This window comes from Paenibacillus sp. S25 (assembly GCF_019454085.1).
Taxonomy (GTDB): domain Bacteria; phylum Bacillota; class Bacilli; order Paenibacillales; family Paenibacillaceae; genus Paenibacillus; species Paenibacillus polymyxa_B.
Genome location: NZ_CP073683.1, coordinates 690,530 through 710,094 on the forward strand (window position 1 = coordinate 690,530; position 19,565 = coordinate 710,094).

The 19,565-nt window shown below is 46.4% G+C and carries 13 protein-coding genes; 9 read left to right on the top strand and 4 right to left on the bottom strand.

Annotation, left to right across the window (positions count from 1 at the left end):
• Positions 1 to 20 precede the first annotated feature (20 nt).
• Positions 21 to 1,700 (bottom strand): spore germination protein, encoded by a 1,680-nt coding sequence (locus KAI37_RS03070; RefSeq protein WP_220030694.1) that lies wholly within the window; start codon positions 1,698 to 1,700, stop codon positions 21 to 23.
• Positions 1,701 to 1,932: 232 nt separating this feature from the next.
• Between KAI37_RS03070 and KAI37_RS03075 the strand changes: the two genes are divergently transcribed.
• From KAI37_RS03075 to nirD, 8 genes are all read left to right on the top strand, one after another.
• A complete protein-coding gene (locus tag KAI37_RS03075) occupies positions 1,933 to 2,943 on the top strand; it encodes a LacI family DNA-binding transcriptional regulator (protein WP_068941340.1) in 1,011 nt (336 codons plus the stop codon).
• A 411-nt stretch (positions 2,944 to 3,354) separates the two neighbouring features.
• Complete coding sequence (gene rpe / locus KAI37_RS03080) at positions 3,355 to 4,011, top strand: ribulose-phosphate 3-epimerase (RefSeq protein WP_025719989.1); 657 nt, start codon at positions 3,355 to 3,357, stop codon at positions 4,009 to 4,011.
• A 19-nt stretch (positions 4,012 to 4,030) separates the two neighbouring features.
• Positions 4,031 to 4,480, top strand: coding sequence for a ribose 5-phosphate isomerase B (gene rpiB, locus KAI37_RS03085; RefSeq protein WP_053324592.1), 450 nt, complete (start codon positions 4,031 to 4,033; stop codon positions 4,478 to 4,480).
• Positions 4,481 to 4,522: 42 nt separating this feature from the next.
• A complete protein-coding gene (locus tag KAI37_RS03090) occupies positions 4,523 to 5,482 on the top strand; it encodes a DUF7916 family protein (protein WP_080682970.1) in 960 nt (319 codons plus the stop codon).
• Positions 5,483 to 5,623: 141 nt separating this feature from the next.
• On the top strand, positions 5,624 to 7,483 hold the full coding sequence (locus KAI37_RS03095; protein ID WP_220030695.1) for a beta-glucoside-specific PTS transporter subunit IIABC: 1,860 nt from the start codon (positions 5,624 to 5,626) through the stop codon (positions 7,481 to 7,483).
• Entirely contained in the window at positions 7,480 to 8,151 is a 672-nt protein-coding gene (locus KAI37_RS03100) for a DUF4867 family protein (RefSeq protein WP_071639453.1), read from the top strand. Before KAI37_RS03095 ends, KAI37_RS03100 begins: the two co-directional genes overlap by 4 nt.
• Before the next feature lie 259 nt (positions 8,152 to 8,410).
• Positions 8,411 to 10,840 carry a nitrite reductase large subunit NirB gene (nirB, locus tag KAI37_RS03105; RefSeq protein ID WP_220030696.1) on the top strand — a complete coding sequence of 810 codons (2,430 nt, stop codon included), beginning with the start codon at positions 8,411 to 8,413 and terminating at the stop codon, positions 10,838 to 10,840.
• Positions 10,841 to 10,878: 38 nt separating this feature from the next.
• On the top strand, positions 10,879 to 11,208 hold the full coding sequence (nirD, locus tag KAI37_RS03110) for a nitrite reductase small subunit NirD (protein ID WP_071639455.1): 330 nt from the start codon (positions 10,879 to 10,881) through the stop codon (positions 11,206 to 11,208).
• Positions 11,209 to 11,279: 71 nt separating this feature from the next.
• Here the strand turns inward: nirD and KAI37_RS03115 are convergent, their stop codons facing one another.
• The 3 genes from KAI37_RS03115 to KAI37_RS03125 form a co-directional block, all read right to left on the bottom strand.
• Positions 11,280 to 13,088, bottom strand: coding sequence for an exosporium glycoprotein BclB-related protein (locus KAI37_RS03115; protein ID WP_220030697.1), 1,809 nt, complete (start codon positions 13,086 to 13,088; stop codon positions 11,280 to 11,282).
• A 235-nt stretch (positions 13,089 to 13,323) separates the two neighbouring features.
• Complete coding sequence (locus KAI37_RS03120) at positions 13,324 to 17,214, bottom strand: immunoglobulin-like domain-containing protein (RefSeq protein ID WP_220030698.1); 3,891 nt, start codon at positions 17,212 to 17,214, stop codon at positions 13,324 to 13,326.
• 46 nt (positions 17,215 to 17,260) lie between these two features.
• Positions 17,261 to 17,602, bottom strand: a complete 342-nt coding sequence (locus KAI37_RS03125; RefSeq protein ID WP_071639458.1) for a phage tail protein — start codon at positions 17,600 to 17,602, stop codon at positions 17,261 to 17,263.
• A gap of 247 nt (positions 17,603 to 17,849) precedes the next feature.
• Here KAI37_RS03125 and KAI37_RS03130 point away from each other — a divergent pair, with 247 nt between their 5' ends.
• Entirely contained in the window at positions 17,850 to 19,550 is a 1,701-nt protein-coding gene (locus KAI37_RS03130; protein WP_220030699.1) for a spore germination protein, read from the top strand.
• Positions 19,551 to 19,565: the final 15 nt, after the last annotated feature.

The window sequence follows — 19,565 nt, forward strand, 5'->3', positions numbered from 1 at the left end:
ATTCCTCCTTCCTCCGGGTGCTATGATTTGCGCTTGCTTTGTTGAGTTTTCATCATAACGGGTCTTCGTTTCATCAGAGATATAGGGGCTCGAATGTACACATCCTTCCAGTCGCTTGGGCGCATAGGGGAGAAGGGAGTCACATACGGTACGCCAAAGCTTTTTAATTTGGTCAGATGGATACAAATTAACAGAAAGAACAATATGGTTCCGAACATGCCCAGGATTGCTGCAAATAGCATGCCGACGAAACGCAAAAGACGCAAGGTAATGCCCGCACTATATGTCGGTATCGAAAACGAAGAGATGGCAGTAACTGAAACCACAATCACCAGGAACGGACTAACAATGCCCGCATTGACAGCAGCGTCGCCGATGACTAAGCCTCCCACAATGCCCATGGCAGGACCAATAGGCTTGGGCAATCGTATGCCAGCTTCCCGCAGGATTTCGATAGAGATTTCCAGAATCATAACTTCTATGACAGATGGAAAAGGAACGCCTTGACGGGTCTCGATGATGCTAATAATCAGCTTGGTTGGAATCAAACCGGGATGGAACGATATAAAAGAGATATATAAAGCAGGACCCATAAGCGCTATAAATGCTCCGAAAAATCGCAACACCCGTAAAAGTGTCCCTGGAATCCAGCGCTCATAATAGTCCTCGGGAGATTGGAGTAGCATACTGAAGGTCACCGGAACAATAAGTGCAAAGGGAGTACCATCCAGCAGAATCGCTACTCTTCCTTCCAACAAGGCACTCATGACACGGTCGGGGCGCTCAGTGTTGTGGGCCTGCTGGAACGGACTTAAATAATTGTCTTCAATAAGTTGCTCCACATAACCGGATTCAGCTAAAAAGTCCATGTCTATTTTTGAAATTCTGCGATTTACCTCTTCGAGGAGATCCGGATTCACAATATCCTTGATATACGCGACAACCAGATCTTTTTTGATTCGGCTTCCCACTTGGAATTTCTTTATCTCCAAACTTTTGTTTAAGCCCTGGCGTCGAAGCATCGAAGTATTTTCACTTAATACCTCCGTAAAACCGATCCTGGGACCCCGAAGTAATGCTTCAGAGGTTGGTTCATTGACCGAGCGAATGGCGCCATTAGGCGAGCCTACCAGCAGTGCTCCCTTCATTCCTTCAATTAATAAGGCAGTATGACCTAAAAGTATAGACTCCTGCAGGTCCTCCATATCAGCAACTTCACTAATTTGCGTTAGCGGCATCAAGCTTTCTTTTATAAAAGAGCTACTTATACTTTCCTGCTGTTCCTGTGGGTCCTGCTGGCCGTCAAACATCAAGACCTCCAATACCTGCTTGCTCATTAGCTTTTCATCCTGCATACCATCTATGAAGACTAACACGGACCGTGCATGATATTTCTTTACTACAAACTCACGAAAATGCACATCACTATTTTCGCCTATAGCCTCTTGGATCGACTTTAAGTCGGAATCATAATTCCCTGTAATTTTGGAGCTTGGTTCATGCTGTTGATCAGCGTGGCCTTCGTTATGTTCGTCGGAAAGCGGACGATCAGAAGAATGTTTGGATTTTGCTCCCTTACTGCCGACAAACGAATAAATTGATGTGTTTATATAAAACATTCCTAAAGGAATAATCAACGCGAGGCCTGCTTGAAAGAGTGTACTCCAGCTTGGAATATAAGAAATTATTTTAGACCACATGATGATCACCTCCATACGATTAATTCATTTTTCCTTAAGATACAAGTTGTTCCTAAAGTATTCCTTATAAAGGTTGTATTTACTCATTAAACGGTATGTTGACTTGTGGTCTCTTTGTATTTTGGCGGAAAACTCTTTCTATGCTAGTGTGTCAGTTGACACCCATATTAGGATTATGTTAGTCTCCAAATAGGAAAACGATTACTCAATATGATAATTTGAGGGAAATAATATGAAAAAAAATCAAGTGTCCATAAAGGATATTGCCAGGTTAAGTGGAGTTTCTGTAGCTACGGTTTCCCGTGTGATTAACGAGAATGGTCGCTTCTCTGAGGAAACACGGCAGAAGGTTGTTGAAGTAATCCAAAAGTACCAATATGAGACTAACAGCATCGCCAAAAGCCTGCGGATGAGTAAATCACAGACGATTGGCGTTTTGGTGCCGGATATTAATAATGAATTTTTTTCAGTCATTGTACAAAAAGTGGAAAGCTTCTTTTTTAAACAAGGATATTCTACCATTATATGTAATACTGCTAAAGATGCGGAGAAGGAACGAGAATATTTGAAAACTTTGGATGGAAAAATGGTAGATGGTCTGATCTGCATTTCGGGTCAGGAGGAGCTTTCTGCGGAATTGCTTAAACGTCCCATTCCGATTGTATGTATTGACCGTCGTCCAAAGATTAATACAAATGTAGCTTTTATTGAGTCCAATCATTATGAGGGTGGATTTTTGGCGACAGAGGAGCTGATTAACAAAGGCTGCAAGGAAATTTTGCTGTTGACCAAGCAAAACAATCTATCCTCTGTTAATGAGCGTCTGTACGGGTATAAAGATGCTCTGCAAAAGCATGGACTGCATCCATCCGAGGACCGCTTGGTCGCAGTTCGCAATGATGGGCCTACTCTGGAGACCGCACAGGCTGCTATTAAACATGTCTTGGAAAAAGGACTGCGGTTTGACGGTATTTTTGCAACTAATGACTGGTTGGCTTTGGGCGGATTACTGGCGTTACAGAAATTCGGAGTACAGGTCCCTGGTGAAGTCAAGATAGTGGGTTTTGATAATGATACAATTTCCCAATACTGTAATCCACCATTGACTACAATTGAACAGGATAAAGAAACACTTGCAGATAAAGCTTCCAGTATGCTGCTTCGTATGCTGAGTGGAGACAAAATGGAACAAGAGCAGCATTATTCCATCCCAGTACGGTTGATACAACGCAGTACCACCTAGTTTCGTAGTCAGATATCATCTTGCATTAGCCAAGGGAGAGGTAAGCATAGGTACTGTTTTACCTCTCCAGAGTAAGATGGTCGAGCTGTACTTATCATGCTGTATACTTTCCTATTTAATATCCAATAAAAAATGGTTTGACAACAATATCAGAAAATGATAACTTTAATTATGTTAAATGTAATCGTTTACTCAAGAGAGTTCAGAATCCATATGATGTGTGAGAAACCAACAAGTGATGGAGTTCGAGCCAGGAACTGTTGTTATTTTTTTCAATGGGTAAACGTTTTCTCTACTGATTTATTCAATACCAAAGGGCATAAAGATAAACTGCTGCTTTTTGGAAAATGTAAAACTGATTATGCCGTTTGAGTAATCGTTTACTCTATTTTAGAAGAAGGGTGATTATGAATGAGTATGCTATTATGTCCTTCCATGATGTGCGCTAATTTCAGCTCCTTGGAACATGAAGTAAACGCGCTAGAAGAAGCCAATGTGGATATTTATCATATTGATATTATGGATGGTAGATTTGTCCCTAATTTCGGAATGGGGCTTCAGGATCTGGAGTTTATCCGTAAACAAACCCAAAAAACAATGGATGTACATCTGATGATAGACAATCCTTCCGCCTACATTGATTTATTTGCTGATAAGGGTGCAGACATCATTTATTTTCACCCGGAGGCCGACATGCATCCGACACGTACCATTGATCGAATTGTTGGAAGCGGGGTAAAAGCGGGAATCGCTCTTAATCCGGGAACAGCCATTGCTGCGGTGGAACCTTTACTTGGCATGGTTGACTATGTACTGGTCATGACCGTAAATCCGGGTTTTGCAGGGCAAAAATATTTACCCTTCGTGAACGACAAGATTAAAGCTTTGCAAGCTTTTAAACACGAAAAGGGATTGAATTATACAATCGTGGTTGATGGGGCTATCTCCGAAGAGAAGATCAACGAATTGACACACTACGGGGTTGAGGGATTCGTTCTGGGGACATCCACTTTGTTTGGTAAAGAAGAATCTTACAAAACCATCATTAACAGATTAAAAAATATCTAATTCGGGGAGGAATAAAGCCATGAAAATTGCCATCGGTAGCGACCATGTGGCTGTAGAGCTTAAGACGATGATTTCAGCCTATCTTAATGAACTAGGTCATGAGGTCATGGACTATGGACCGCAAACTTCAGAAAGAACTGACTATCCGAAGTATGGAAAGCTCGTTGCAGAGGCTGTGGTCGGAAAGCAGGCTGACGCAGGTATTCTGATTTGTGGCACAGGCGTGGGAATATCCATCTCGGCCAACAAAGTCAAGGGAATTCGGGCTGTGGTATGCAGCGAGCCTTATTCTGCACAGTTGTCCAAGCAGCACAACAATACAAATGTTCTTGCATTCGGTGCACGTGTCGTTGGAAGCGAATTGGCGAAAATGATAGTGAAATCATGGCTGGAGGCTGAGTTTGAAGGAGGACGCCATGGCGACCGCATCAAGATGATATCCGATATCGAGGAACAACATTTGTGCTGACAAACGACCACTTAAAACATAAATGACTTGGAGGAGATTACATTGGCAAAAAGGTTAATCGCGAGCACGAAAACGGATATTTTGAAATTTAGCGCAGCAGACCTAAAAGAATCCATTCTGGCTTCTGAAGGGCGTGTCATTATGGGACAACATCTGGTAATGATAAACACTGGTTTGGTTGATGGTGTTACCAATGCGGAAATCCAGGCTGCCTACGGTGCAGATATGGTTATGCTGAATGGCTTTGATATGATCAAGGAAGAATCCAATATCGGATTGCGTGAAATGAAGCATGGCAAGCTGGCTGATAAGCCTTACAGTCTGAAACAAGTCAAAGAATGGGCTGGAGTTCCACTTGGAATTTATTTTGAATGTCCAAGCCCTGATGCTCAGGTTGCGGGAGAACAATATGTGGAGGCCAAAGAAGGAAGAATTGCTTCCAGAGAGAACTTTCTGCGTGCCTTGGAGATTGGAGCTGATTTTATCGTACTTGGAGGAAATCCTTCCGCAGGTACAACCTTTGAACGGATCATTGCAGCAACCAAACTGGCAAAAGAAACACTGGGAGATAAAATCCTGATCTGCGCCGGAAAATGGGAAGACGGAACCATTGAGAAAGTATTGGGTGATCCACTGAGCGAGAGACCTTCCAATGAAATTATTAAGGACTTGATCGATTCTGGTGCTGACGTTATTACGTTGCCTGCGCCTGGCTCCAGACATGGTATTACAGTGGAGCACGTCAGACAATGTGTAGAATTTGTCCATTCATATAAACCCGGAACGCTTGCTCTTTCTTTCCTGAACAGCTCAGTTGAAGGGGCAGATGTTCAAACGATTGCCTGGATCGCACTCATGATGAAACAGACGGGCGCGGATATTCATGCCATTGGAGATGGTGGTTATGCAGGAACACCTCTTCCTGAGAACGTATACCAGCTTGCGCTGTCCATTAAAGGACGCAGACATACAATCAAGAGAATGGTAGGAAGAAGTCGGTAACGATTGCCCCCGTGTAATTCAAAGACTCTATATTCTTTTTGTACTCCTTGGAGTGCACGTAGAGTCTTTGGATTACCACCATTCATGTAAACGTTTACTTTCATAGAAATATGCCAAATGAGGATTAAAGGAGAGAGCAGTATGTCCAATGAAAAACTGGCAAAAGACATTTTAGCGTCTGTTGGCGGAGAAGGAAATGTCTCCAGCTTGGTGCATTGTGCCACTCGGTTAAGATTTAAATTAAAAAACAGGGATCAGGCCGACAAGAACCAAACACAAAATATTCCCGGGGTTATTACAGTTGTTGAAAACGGTGGACAATATCAAGTGGTCATTGGAAATACGGTAGGGGACGTATATAAAGACATTTTAAAGATCAGTAGCCTTGGAGATGACGACAAATCGAATGCATCCGCTGCTTCTGATGGCAACTGGTTCCACAAAACGGTGGACATTATTTCCGGTATTTTCACACCATTTTTGGGGGCGCTGGCAGCTTCCGGTATTTTGAAAGGGCTTTTATTAATGCTTGTCTCGTTAGGATGGCTCACCAAAACAGGTGGTGTCTATTCGATCTGGTTCGCTGCCGCAGACAGTATCTTTTATTTCCTGCCGCTAGCGATTGCAGTCACTTCTTCGAGAAAGTTTGGAGCGAATACGTTTGTAGCGCTTGCAGTAGCGGGAGCTCTGGTATACCCGAATATTATTACTTTGTATAACGATAAAGTGGATATTACGTTCTTCAATATTCCAGTTGTTCTTATGAGTTATACTTCTTCGGTTATTCCAGTGATTATCGCGATTTGGTTGCTATCGATTCTGGAGAAATTCCTGAATAGAGTAATTCATGATAGCGTGAAAAATTTTATAACGCCACTTATCTGTTTGATGGTCATTGTTCCCTTGACTCTGATCGCGGTTGGACCGATTGGAATATATGCCAGCTTGGGAATGGCTAAGGGCTACACCTTCTTATACAATTTGAGTCCGATTGTAGCAGGAGTCATTTTAGGTGCTGGGTGGCAGCTACTGGTAGTTATGGGGCTGCACTGGGCGTTTATTCCTATTATGTACAATAACATCGCGGTATATGGTTATGATACCATGAAACCATTAATGGCACCTTCTAACTTTGCACAAGCAGGTGCGGCACTGGGTGTAGTCCTTAAAACCAGAAATCCAAAAGTGAGAGCGATTGCAGGGCCTGCGGCGATAACGGGTTTGTTTGGCATCACGGAACCGATCATCTACGGGATTAGTATCCGCTACAAAAAACCGTTCGTATGGGCTATTATCGGGGGCGCTATCGCCGGGGCAATCACAGGTGCGGCGGGTTCCGTGGCGATTGCTCCAGGTATACCGGGCTTGGCATCCCTGCCGATATTCTTCGGCACAGGATTTGCAGGATTCGTAATTGCCATTATCGTAGCTTATATATTCACAGCCATTACCACGTATTTCTTTGGATTTAATGATTCCATGGAAAAAGAAATGATTGCAGTCCATGAAGAGAAGAAAGAAGCTGAAACCCCAGCTCCTGCGCTGACGAACGAGAATATTTCCAGCCCGCTGACGGGTGCTGTCCAACCGTTATCCGAGATATCTGATGAAGTGTTCTCTACTGGAGCCATGGGTAAAGGCGTTGCTATTGTGCCTGAGGATGGCAAACTGCTCTCCCCATTCAACGGAACTATAGCTAATGCCTTCCGTACAGGTCATGCGATTGGTATTGTATCGGATGGAGGAACGGAGATCTTGGTTCACATCGGTATGGACACCGTCAAATTGAAAGGACAGCATTTTAAAACGCATATCGCAGAAGGTGACCGGGTTACCAAAGGTCAACTGCTGGTCGAGTTTGATATTGGAGCAATTAAGGCTCTGGGCTATGACATGACTACACCGATTATTGTGACGAATACAGCCGAATACTCTGACGTTAAGGTGCTGGGAAATAACCGAGTGTACACAGGAGATTCATTGCTGGAGGTCAAGCTATGAAGACTACGGAAAGACTAAATCAAATCAATGCACCTTTGGTCATTTATGAGGTAATGAGCGAAGCATTCCGCCCGTATGGAAGGCTGCTGCCTCATTTTAATACCACAGAGCTCATCAAGTATGCAAAAGAAACGACCAGCGTACCCGATCAGGGAAACCATTATGTACCTTCGGTCGCAGAACTCGAAGACTTCGGTGTAATTCACCGGATTCAAGATGAGGTGTACGGCCAACTTCCAATTCAGGCTGGTTTTTGCGCAGGTCAGAATACGGGTTTGACCGGGCTGGAATATCATCAGAGCAGTGAGGTGGTGATTGCCGCTACAGACTGTATTCATCTTGTCGGCAGAGTACAGGACATTGAGGACAATTCCTATGACAGTGCAAATGTTCAGGTGTTTTTTCAGCCTAAAAACACGGTTGTCGAGATATATTCAACGACACTTCATTATGCTCCCTGTAAAGTTGACAGTGAAGGATATTTGACGATTGTGATCCTTCCGGCAGGAACGAATATGCCACTTGAAGCGGGAGAAGGTAGCCGGGGGAACCTACTGCTGACTAAGAAAAATAAATTTCTTATGGTTCATAGTACACAGATGGAAAAAATCGCGGCTGGCGTCCATCCCGGGCTGCACGGGAAGTTGCTGAATATTTCACCCATTTGAGTCAAAGTCCATCATTCATAAATTAAACTAAGGGACCAACTAGCGGGTCCTTTTTTTTAATCCAATTTCAGCTGCTTACCTTTATCCCTTGAAACGAAATAGGGAAATCCCTAAATATTCTTAATTTGAACTACATTGTGATTCTAATCACATATAGCTCTATCTGCTGCATTAGAATAGAAGCATAAGCAATATTCATAGGAACGTAGGAGATGTCATCGGATAGGAAGCATTGTCGAATGAATGGAGGAACCGGTATATGATAAACAGTAAACAGAAACTTGTGGTTATAGGGAACGGGATGGCTGGTATCAATACGGTCGAACAAATTTTAAAATTAACGGATAAGTATGAAATTACGGTCCTGGGAAATGAGCCGCATCCGAACTATAACAGGATCATGCTCTCTTATGTATTGGAAGGTAGCAAAACGATTGATGATATCATACTGAACGATTTGCAATGGTACGCGGATCAAGGGATTACTTTATATACAGGAAAAATGGTGAAAAGCATTGACGGTGAGCACAAGAAGATTCACACCGAAGACGGACTGGAAATTGATTACGATGTAGCTTTGGTAGCTACTGGCTCACAATCATTTATTTTGCCTATTCCGGGCAAAGAATTACCGGGTGTCATCGGTTTCCGAGATATCGCCGATTGCTCGGCAATGCTTGAGGCAGCGAAGACCTTTAAAAAGGCAGCTGTCATTGGTGGAGGCCTATTGGGGCTGGAAGCAGCTAAAGGCTTGGTCAACCTGGGGATGGATGTTACGGTCGTTCATTTAATGGAGGATTTGATGGAACGTCAGCTGGACCGGGAAGCTTCTGCAATGTTGAAAGCAGAACTAGAACGCCAGGGAATCAAGTTTGCGATGCAAATGCAAACTGCGGAGGTGTACGGTCAAGATCGGGTACAAGGACTGAGGTTTTCAGACGGAAGCGAGCTGGAAGCGGACTTGGTCGTTATGGCCGTCGGGATCAAGCCTAATATTCAGGTGGCTGTGCAAAGTGGTATGGAAACGAATCGTGGTATTGTAGTCGATGATTTGATGAGAACCTCCGTGCCGGATGTATATGCTGTAGGGGAATGTGTTGAACACCGCGGAATCTGTTATGGTCTGGTAGCTCCGCTGTTTGAGCAGGGAAGTGTCATTGCCAAGCATTTGGCAGGCGCGGAAACTGAAGGTTATATGGGATCGGTGGTTTCCACCAAGCTCAAAATTTCAGGGGTGGATGTTTTCTCAGCTGGCGAATTCATAACCCAGCCTGAACATACGGTGATTGTTGCAAAGGATGAGTGGAAGCGCACATACAAAAAAGTGCTGCTTCGTGAAAATAAGATTGTTGGAACTGTACTGTTTGGTGATGTGAGCGAATCTGCTAGCCTTCAAAAATATGTGCGTCAGCAAACATTGATGACAGATGAGATATATGGACAGATCATGGGTACTGGATGTAGCAATCACGGGGCGAAAACATTATCCGCTGAAACGATGGCGGATGATGAAATTGTCTGCGGCTGTAACGGTGTGACTAAAAAGGCGATTGTGGATGCAATTAATGATAATGGACTAACCACAGTCGATGAAATTAAGGCATGTACCGGAGCAACGCGTTCCTGTGGAGGGTGCAAGCCGGTCGTTGAGCAAATTCTACAGTATGTTCTTGGAGACAGCTTCAAGACGTCAGCCAAGCAAGGAATATGTGGCTGCACAACATTGAGTCGGGACGAGATTGTGGAAGCGATCAAAACCAAAGGGCTGACAACAACGCGTGAAGTTATGAATGTACTGGGTTGGCATAATGATGAAGGATGCTCCAAATGTCGGCCAGCGCTGAATTATTATCTGGGAATGATTAACCCGGATACCTATGAAAATGAGGGAGATTCCCGTTTTGTAAATGAGCGATTGCACGCGAACATTCAAAAGGATGGAACGTTTACAGTTGTTCCTAGAATGTATGGTGGTGTAACGACCCCAGAAGATTTGAAGAAGATAGCTGATGTTTCTCTTAAATACAACGTTAAGGTTGTTAAAGTAACAGGAGGACAACGGCTTGATTTGATCGGTGTCCGTAAAGAGGATCTGCCTAAAGTATGGGAAGAACTCGATATGCCGTCGGGATATGCCTACGCGAAGTCACTTCGTACGGTTAAAACCTGTGTTGGATCGCAATTTTGCCGGTTTGGCACACAGGACTCGATGGGAATGGGAGAAGTGTTGGAACGGAAATTCGAACGACTGGATTTCCCGGCAAAATTCAAATTAGCGGTTAATGGATGTCCACGCAACTGTGCGGAATCATGTACCAAAGATATCGGAATCGTAGGTAATGATGGGGGCTGGGAGATCTTTATCGGCGGTAATGGCGGTATTAAAGCGCGGTTGGCTGATTCACTCTGTAAAGTGAAAACCGACGCCGAGTTGATTGATATTGTAGGAAGCGTAATGCAACTCTACCGGGAAACAGGACAATACCTGGAACGTACTTCGGAGTGGGTGGAACGGATCGGTCTGGAGGAGATTCAGAAGGCTGTCGTTCATGATACAGATCATCGACAAGCTTTAGTAGAACGCATCGAATTTGCATTACAACAGGTCGAAGACCCTTGGAAAAAGATCATCAATGATGAGGATTCACTCAAAAATTTATTCGAGGTTGTCACCCCGTCTATTGTGTAATTGTATCTAAAACGCCTAGGAAGGGAGCGATCAAGCAAATGATCAAGAATGCCGAATGGCTTGTTGTCGGTCATAGTAAGGATTTTCCGATCAGAATAGGACGTACCATCCATATCAAAGGTGCTGAAATTGCTGTTTTCCGCACTTCGGAGAATGAGCTTTATGCCGTTGAAAATAGCAGTCCTCATCCCAAAGGAGGTCCTCTTACAGAGGCTATAGTATCTGGTCATTATATCTATGATCCTTTATATGACTGGAAAATTGATCTGCAGACGGGCATCGTTCAAGAGCCTGATCACGGACAAATTAAAACGTTCGCCGTTTGTGAAGAGGGAGAAGAAGTAAAAATATCGTTCGAAACGGTTTAGTTCGTCTGTTGGAATACAAATAAAAAGGGCTCGACAGGAACAATCCTGTTTGGCCCTTTTTTCTTCTTGGATCAGGTAATGGTAACGCCTGCGCTTGCATAACCTACAATAGTGTTTACGAGGGAAAGTCCCGTAGCTGTTGCAGAGAAAACAAGGAGCAGACGAGTCTGTGCGGTTACGGGGATAGCCAAACCAGTAGTAATGCCGCTAGAGGTCGTTCCCAAAGCAACAATGCCATTCAGTGGAGGGGCCAATGTCACGATAGCTCCTGGAACTGCTGTGAAAGTGTTATTAGGTGTTGGGGAACTAAACAGCTGGGCAGTAATTGTCGCAGTTGAAGCCACGAGAGTTAATGCAGCTGTTGTACTGAAGTAACCAGCAATAGATGTAATTACGCCATCCCGTGGTACGGAAAAAGCAAAGTTAATCAGAGGTCCTACAAGTGTACCTGTGAGGTCAATGGTATCGCCTACGAGGCTAATACCTGTTGCTGAGCTCCCAAAGCCGATCAAACTTGTGGTTCCTACCAATCCACCAAGAACGGTTGTCAGTATAGCAGGGCCACCTGAAGCAAACGGAATGATGGCTCCCGAACCGGTGGCTCCGGTAATCCCTGTAACACCCGTAACACCCGTGGCTCCAGCAGGTCCGATAGCACCGACCGCGCCTGGCAGTCCATCAGCCCCGGTCGGCCCTGTGGCTCCAGCAGGTCCGACAGCGCCAACTGCACCCGGCAGTCCATCAGCCCCGGTCGGCCCCGTGGCCCCAGCAGGTCCGATAGCACCAACCGCGCCCGGCAGCCCATCAACCCCGGTCGGCCCAGTGACCCCAGCAGGTCCGATAGCACCAACCGCGCCCGGCAGCCCATCAACCCCGGTCGGCCCAGTGACCCCAGCAGGTCCGACGGCACCGACCGCGCCTGGCAGTCCATCAGCCCCGGTCGGCCCTGTGGCTCCAGCAGGTCCGACAGCGCCAACTGCACCCGGCAGTCCATCAGCTCCGGTCGGCCCAGTGACCCCAGCAGGTCCGATAGCGCCAACTGCGCCTGGCAAACCATCAGCCCCGGTTGGCCCTATGGCTCCAGCAGGCCCTATGGCCCCGGCTGGCCCGACCAATCCATCCGCGCCCGTAGCGCCCGTGGCGCCTGTCACACCCCCGGCAGGTCCCGCAGCACCCGTAGCGCCGACAGGTCCGGCAGGGCCTTCCGGTCCAGCGGCCCCGATAGGCCCGGCAGCGCCAACAGGTCCAGCCGCTCCAATGGGTCCCGCAGGCCCCACAGGCCCGGCAGGGCCAACAGGTCCGGGCGCTCCGATAGGTCCAGCGGCGCCGATAGGTCCGGGAGGCCCTTGTGGCCCTGGTCCACCTGCGGGTCCAGGCGCACCGCCGGGTCCCACAGGTCCAGGAGGTCCTTGTGGGCCGGACTCCCCTGACAAGTATGTTTCACCTAATACGTTGCTAACCGTCGTTCCAGCGATTCTGATCGCGCTGATTAAGCTGTCTTTAAGAGCAGGATCAAGGGATTCTTGTAAAACGATGGACAATAGGGCATCCAGCAATTGTTGCAGTGCAGTACCTACGCCGATCGGAGAGAAAGCTGTAGCTTCTAACGCAACAATAGCAAGCTCCAGCGCTGCTAGTAAGTCTGCCTTAACCCCGCCTCTAAGTCTTAAGCTTTTCGCCAGAGACAACAAACGTCTTAAAACCTGTTGCAAGGAAGATACATTAGCCGCAGAGGGGTTTGCGAATACGACGGGGATGATCGCGGTTAATTCATTAATCAGTCTGAGAAGAGCTTCGATACTTTTATTTACTCTTGTTGGTTTAGAGTCTTCGTCTTTTTTTGAAGCACCACTGAACCTGAACGGTTTTTTATGTTTCATGCTCAAATATCTCCTCCTCATCATTCTCCCTACTGTAGAGGTGACAGGTGGTTCATCGCCCCGCTTCGCAGATATTCATAATATATTTACTGAAGCGAAAAGGGTGAATAAACAAGCAAAAATGATTGTTGAAGGCTTGTACATAAAATATACATAAAATAATACGGCCCCCAAAAAGCTTGGAGGCCGCGTTGTATTTGCTTATACTCATCTGATCTATGAAGCTTGAAAAGTCTTATTTAAGAATACGTACCAGCAGTTCAGCCATCTCACCTCTGCTGATGGCCGCTTTTGGCTTGAGCGTTCCATCTGGATAACCGCTGATCCAACCGGAGGATACTGCATTTTGGAATGCTGCCGAGGCCCATGCTGCAATCTGCTGCTCATCCTTGTAGGATTGCAGTGCAGTAGTACTGGAAATGGATGTCTGATTCTGCATCGCGTGTGACAGGATCACCATCGCCTGTTCACGGGTAAGACTCTCATCAGGTCCGAAAGTTTGAGCGGTTAGCCCCTGAATCCATCCCTGACGGTGAGCAGAATCCACGGCTGATCCAGCCCAGTGTCCCTGCATATCTGTAAATGAGGTAGAAGGGTTCTCATCTCCAGCAGTTCCCAATGCTCTGGTCAGTATGGCTACAAATTCTGCACGGCTTACAGCACGCTCAGGGCGTATGTTGCCGTCTTTATAGCCTTGTATCCAGCCTTTGTCTGCAAGAGATTGCAGGGACTTCGCTGCCCAATGGCCTTGTACATCCGGCCATACCTGAGCTAGCTTTTGCGAATCTGACGAATTGATTTGGTCATTTTGCACACTGGCATTATCGGTTTGAGGCTTTGCGTCTGTGGCGACGGCAAAGGTACCTAACCCAGTCGTATTGACACTCACACCCGACAAAATCCCTTTTGAATTCATTACAGCAGTCCCTTTTAGAATCTCACGCTCGCCATTCTCATGAATAACAAGAATGGAGAACTGGGGCTCTGCATTGTGTAACTCACCTAAGGATTCGTTATCCAGTGGTAGAATGATCGACGAGGTCCCTGTCACATTAGCTTTGATGTCTGTGACCGGACCCATCAGCGTCAGGCTGGATTGTTGCTCAGCCCAATCACGGATTTGCTGTGCGCGTTGTACATCTACCTGCTGGAATGACAATGTAACGTCCTGCTGGCTTGAGGCCATGCTGGTTAAGGTGTCACTGGATATCATCAGTGTTCCATATCGGGATATTACCGATGCACCAATCTTATCCCATTTATTCAGTAAAGTATGAGAAAGGATAACACGACTCAGTTGCTTCTCCTGCTCCAAACGAATGTCTGCGTATGCCTTGCCTTCACGGAGTGCTTGCTGTATCTGCTCATCTAGGAATGCCGGCGAAGGAACAAAGAGGGAGAACTCTTTCCCTTGTTCGGAAGATCCGATCTGTGGTACGAAAGCAGATACATCCTCATTCTTATCTTTGTTAGATTTGCCTGTGTTCGCAATTACCTTGGCAGGGACGGTGACTTCTATGGCTTGCGTCAAAGCATGAGAACCATCGCTTACCCTTATAACATCCAGCATGATAGTTACAATGGAAGGAGTATCTGCTTGAACAATAGTTCCGTCTGTACGCACGATGTCTGGCTGGCTACTGCTGCTGATGGTCACACGGAAACCATCAGGTACAACAGGCAACCTGAGCAGTGTGTCAGTTGTTGTAGGAGCTGTTATACTTGTGATTGAATCTGCAACGCGCTGCGCGGTTAACCCTTGCGGATACACTAGCCCTGACGGAGCGCTCTTCATACCATTTACGTTCTGCAGCACATAATAGCTGGCTCCTTCAGGAACAGGTGTAAATGTATATCTTCCCTCTCCCGAAGCAATTCCTTCCGCTATAAGCTCCTGCTGGGCATTGTACAGCTCAAGCCGTGCGTTCGGTAAGGCGCCTGTAACGATCACAGAGGCTATATCCTCATTGCCTGCTGCGGCTGTAACAGCACGAGGCAGCACGTTTATATGGCGTTCTGCTGGCTCTGCCGTCCAACCACCGTTGTCGCTATAAGCATAGTTCAATACATATACACCAGGTACATTTGTATCAACATTCCCGCTACCTGTAAGCTCAGGGAGCAGGATATTGCCGTATACACTGTCCAGTACGCTGGCTCCTGGATCAGTGAAGCTGTCGCCGGTTTCCAGAACAATTGGATTACTGCCGTTCAATCGTACGTAAGGTGTATTCGGTAATGCCTTCAGCACTGTGATCGTGAATGTTCTTTGTACAGAAGCTGCACCTTTAGAAATAATGGCAATTAATTGTACATTCACATCACCGTCTGTATATTTAGGCCGATTCACCTGACCGCTGTTGCTGAGAATATCTGGTTGATCCGAAGACCAGTCGATATGGGTGTCAAATGCTCCTGTACGAGGCAGAGCGATGGAATCCTTAATCCCTTGTGGATAATCTAAATCCAGTGTATTGGCTGCCAAATTTACGGCTTCATCAGCGCTTACGGGCAGTGCAGGCACGAGCAGGCTAAATGTTTTTCGTAGCTCAACCCCGCCTCTTGACACAACGGCTTCCAGCGTGATGGTCTGATCGCCCTGCACATAGCTTGGGAATGTTACATGCCCAGTATGATCCATGAACTGCGGCTGATTCGATGACCATGATACCTGAACACCGTTCAGAGCGTCTTTTGGCAAATATACGTCTCCGGTTACTGTAGTCATTGGCAACTCAAGCGCCCTGTATGCTGCGTCAACGGCTTCTGTATCGCTCATGGGCAGACTGAGTACATGCGCAGTAAAATTCTTTGTTTTCGTTAAGCCTGCAAGTTGCAGGGTAGCCGTTAGGGTAACATCTGTATCTCCACTATTATAAGAGGGTCTGGTGAGTGTTCCATCTGCTGCAATAATTAGTGGTTTGGCTGAGGACCATTCGATCTGCGCTCCACCATAACCGGATAAAGGGAGAGAAATATTTTCTGTTACCGCAGACAAATTGCCAAGCGAGAGGGTGTCTGCTGCTTGATCCAAAGTATCTTGTGCAGTTATCTTCGGTACGGTAACTTCGAAAGTTTGAGTATCCGAGGCGCTTCCCTTCGCAATCGTAGCTGTCAGTTTTACTTTTCGGTCACCCAAATCGTACCGCGGGCGTGTGACTGCTCCCTCGTTCGTAATGACGTCAAGAGTATCCGAACTCCAGCTCACCGTCGTATCATTCAATCCAGCGAGTGGTAGTGTCAGCTTTTGGGATACCGAATCAGCTGTATCACCAGATGCGAAGCCTAAAGCAAGAGCGGCTTTGGCCTGTGCAACTCTCTCGGCATCGGTAAGTATGTTCACTTTAACCTCTGAGGGAGTGCTCTCCCCCTTAGCATTTACAGCCTGAACCGTGTAAAGGGCTTCACCTGGCGGCAATGCTGAAGTGTCTATGAATTGGGTTAAGTTACCTGTATAGAGGGTTACACTATCTCGTATGACTTTGTATGAAGTTGCATAAGGAACAGCATCCCAGCTTAACTCCACCGTATTTCCATTTTTGGTTCCTGTAAAATGACCCGGAGCCTGCGGAACGGGTAATCTCTCCCCATAAGCTGCGAATTCCATGATGGAAGCCCACTGATTGTTTCTTGCATTTCCTTGATCAATATATACTCGCAAGTATCGTGTAGTTACAGGAGTAATGCTCTTTTCAACATTAGAGCTCCCATTATTCTGGACGGTATCAACAGTCACCCAATTACTTCCATTGCTGCTTGTTTGCAATCGGAAACTGTATGGATCACGTTGATCCTGCCACCCGTTATGGACTCCCATACCTGTAACAACATATCGATCTACGATATACCAATCTCTCAAGTCTACCTGGATCCATTTCTCACCGTCGCTGGCTTGATACCAGCGGCTTGTCGGCCCGATTGACCCATCCACAGCTCTGGAGGGATCATAGGGCTGGCTATAGCCACTGGATGTGGTTGGTTTATTAAGTACCACATTTTCCCAACCAGCAGCATGTGCCTCATTCGTCCCTATGAGCAGGAACGCACCGCCGATGAATGGCAGCAATGGAACCAGCAAGCGATACGGTTTCAAATTGTTGCGTGTGAAGTTATTGCCTTCGAGCACGCCATCACCTCTTCTTCATTAATTAGCCCACCGATGAACGCATTCATTAAGGGCGGGATGGGTAGTTCCCTTCGGTTGCGATGTAGTAGTTTACATTTGGCAACGGGGAAGCCCCGCGCAAGTCAGGCAATGCAAATGTGTTCATTCCATCGCCGCCAAAATTAGTGCCCAGCAGACTGAACAGTGCTGTATTTTGCGAAATAGATAAGAGCTGACCCTCGCATTTTAGCCATCCCTTAGGAGCGAACATGTACGGGTACACCGTAATTTCCCCAATATAAGGCTCATAACCTGCATGTGCCTGTTTGGGACTGATCGCCGTTCCCCCTAACAAAATGACCGCTAACAAACTCAACACAGCGGCTTTCTTCCAAAAATGATTCTTCATACCTACAACTCCTTTTTAGATTCGAATAATGGCCCACGAATTCAACAAATTTGTGACATTAGTCATAGAATGAATAGATATTATCATGGAATTCCACTTTTGGCACTACAGTTCATCTATCAAATTCACCTTTTTATTCCTTTTGTGAGCAAAGAAATTTATTCCATCTAGTCCATCTTTCATGCATCTTTTTTCTAATCCAGGTAAATCTATATACAAATCCAATTGAAGTGAGGGAGGAAAGAACGTGTGGCAGGTCATCGGAACTCATATACCCAAATGGAATGTGTGGATAGAAGCCTTCTCTTTGTTCATCATACCTTTGATTATTTTTATGACAGTACGACAACTTAAAGCGCTGGATGGTCGAGAGAGCAGACGTATGGAACGATTAAAGCTTTTAGAAGAAGAAGACCGTTCGCAGCAAGCAGATCGTAATCCGTCTGTCAGTGAGGCTGAGAAGGTAAAGGGGACCTTCACCGAAGATTATGAAGCGAATGTAGAAAAAGTCAGACAAGCCGTCACGGATATGTCGGATGTGAACGAACGATCTATTTTTCTTGGAAAACTGAACGCTGTAGGTACACTTTTTTTTGTGGACGGATTAACAGACAAGGCTGGCATGGATCAGAACATTTTAAAGCCACTGATGGATTGGGGCAGCTCCGGACAAGGCGGGGAGGATCTCCCGAGAGGAAAAGAGCTTCGGGATATGTTTATTCGTCAGGTCATGCTGGTATCGGAGACAGAGTATACGTTAGAGGTACAGTTCTCCTTGCAAAAGGTGCTGTTCGGTTCAGTCATACTCATGATTCAGGGCATACCGGGTGCTTTTGTGCTGGGTACACCCAGAGGGAATACACGAGGGGTGGAAGATCCTATATCGGAATCGGTGCTGCGAGGACCGCGAGTGGGTTTTACCGAGACCCTCAGCGATAATACAGCGATGCTGCGTAGGCATGGAGAAAGTACGGAACTGGCCATGTCGTCCTTCAAAGTCGGCAAAAGAGTGGAGAAGCAGTTGATGGTGGTGTATTTCAGAGACATTGCTGACCCGGAGCTTGTGGATGAGGTAAAGCGGCGGGTCAAAACCATCGATATGGATGAGGTATTGGAGTCGGGCTATGTGGAGCAGCTTATTGAGGATAATTTTCTTAGCCCCTTTCTGCAAATTCAAAATACGGAGAGACCGGATCGGGTCATGGCTGCATTGCTGGAGGGACGTGTGGCGATTCTGCTGGACGGTACACCTTTTGCGCTTCTTATGCCTGTAACGTACGGGATGATGCTCCAGTCCCCCGAAGATTATTATGAACGATGGATACCGGGGTCGCTTATTCGATTCCTTCGTTTTATGGCAACCTTCATATCGCTGTTTGCCCCGGCGCTCTATATCTCCTTTATCTCGTTTCATCCCGGATTGATTCCAACCAAGCTGGTCATTTCCATTATCAGTGCGAGACAGGGGGTTCCATTTTCGACGCTGATTGAGGCCCTGATAATGGAAATTTCCATTGAAATTTTACGCGAGGCGGGACTTCGGCTCCCCAAACCCATCGGTCCAGCGATGGGCATCGTCGGCGGTTTGATTATTGGACAGGCTGCCGTAGACGCTGGGATTGTAAGTCCGATTCTCGTTATTGTGGTGGCCGTTACGGCGATTTCTTCCTTTTCAGCCCCTGTATACAGCGCTGGCATCTCCATGCGTGTCATGCGCTTTGGAGCCATGTTCACGGCGGCCACCTTCGGATTGTACGGCGTGATTATGTTTTTCCTGATGCTGAGCATTCATATGGTTAAATTACACAGCTTCGGCGTGCCGTTCCTTAGTCTGACCACCCCCCGTTCGTTGAAGGATTGGAAAGATTACTTCATACGAGCACCGTTGCAATTTATGAAAAACAGACCCATTCTATTGAAGCATAAAGACCCTAAGCGACAAGGATGAGCTCAACACAGGAGG

Excerpts from the sequence above, each read along its gene's own strand:
- KAI37_RS03070 (WP_220030694.1), bottom strand. The coding sequence starts at position 1,700 with ATGTGGTCTAAAATAATTTCTTATATTCCAAGCTGGAGTACACTCTTT.
- KAI37_RS03075 (WP_068941340.1), top strand. The coding sequence starts at position 1,933 with ATGAAAAAAAATCAAGTGTCCATAAAGGATATTGCCAGGTTAAGTGGA.
- rpe (WP_025719989.1), top strand. The coding sequence starts at position 3,355 with ATGAGTATGCTATTATGTCCTTCCATGATGTGCGCTAATTTCAGCTCC.
- rpiB (WP_053324592.1), top strand. The coding sequence starts at position 4,031 with ATGAAAATTGCCATCGGTAGCGACCATGTGGCTGTAGAGCTTAAGACG.
- KAI37_RS03095 (WP_220030695.1), top strand. The coding sequence starts at position 5,624 with ATGTCCAATGAAAAACTGGCAAAAGACATTTTAGCGTCTGTTGGCGGA.
- KAI37_RS03100 (WP_071639453.1), top strand. The coding sequence starts at position 7,480 with ATGAAGACTACGGAAAGACTAAATCAAATCAATGCACCTTTGGTCATT.
- nirB (WP_220030696.1), top strand. The coding sequence starts at position 8,411 with ATGATAAACAGTAAACAGAAACTTGTGGTTATAGGGAACGGGATGGCT.
- nirD (WP_071639455.1), top strand. The coding sequence starts at position 10,879 with ATGATCAAGAATGCCGAATGGCTTGTTGTCGGTCATAGTAAGGATTTT.
- KAI37_RS03115 (WP_220030697.1), bottom strand. The coding sequence starts at position 13,088 with ATGAAACATAAAAAACCGTTCAGGTTCAGTGGTGCTTCAAAAAAAGAC.
- KAI37_RS03125 (WP_071639458.1), bottom strand. The coding sequence starts at position 17,602 with ATGAAGAATCATTTTTGGAAGAAAGCCGCTGTGTTGAGTTTGTTAGCG.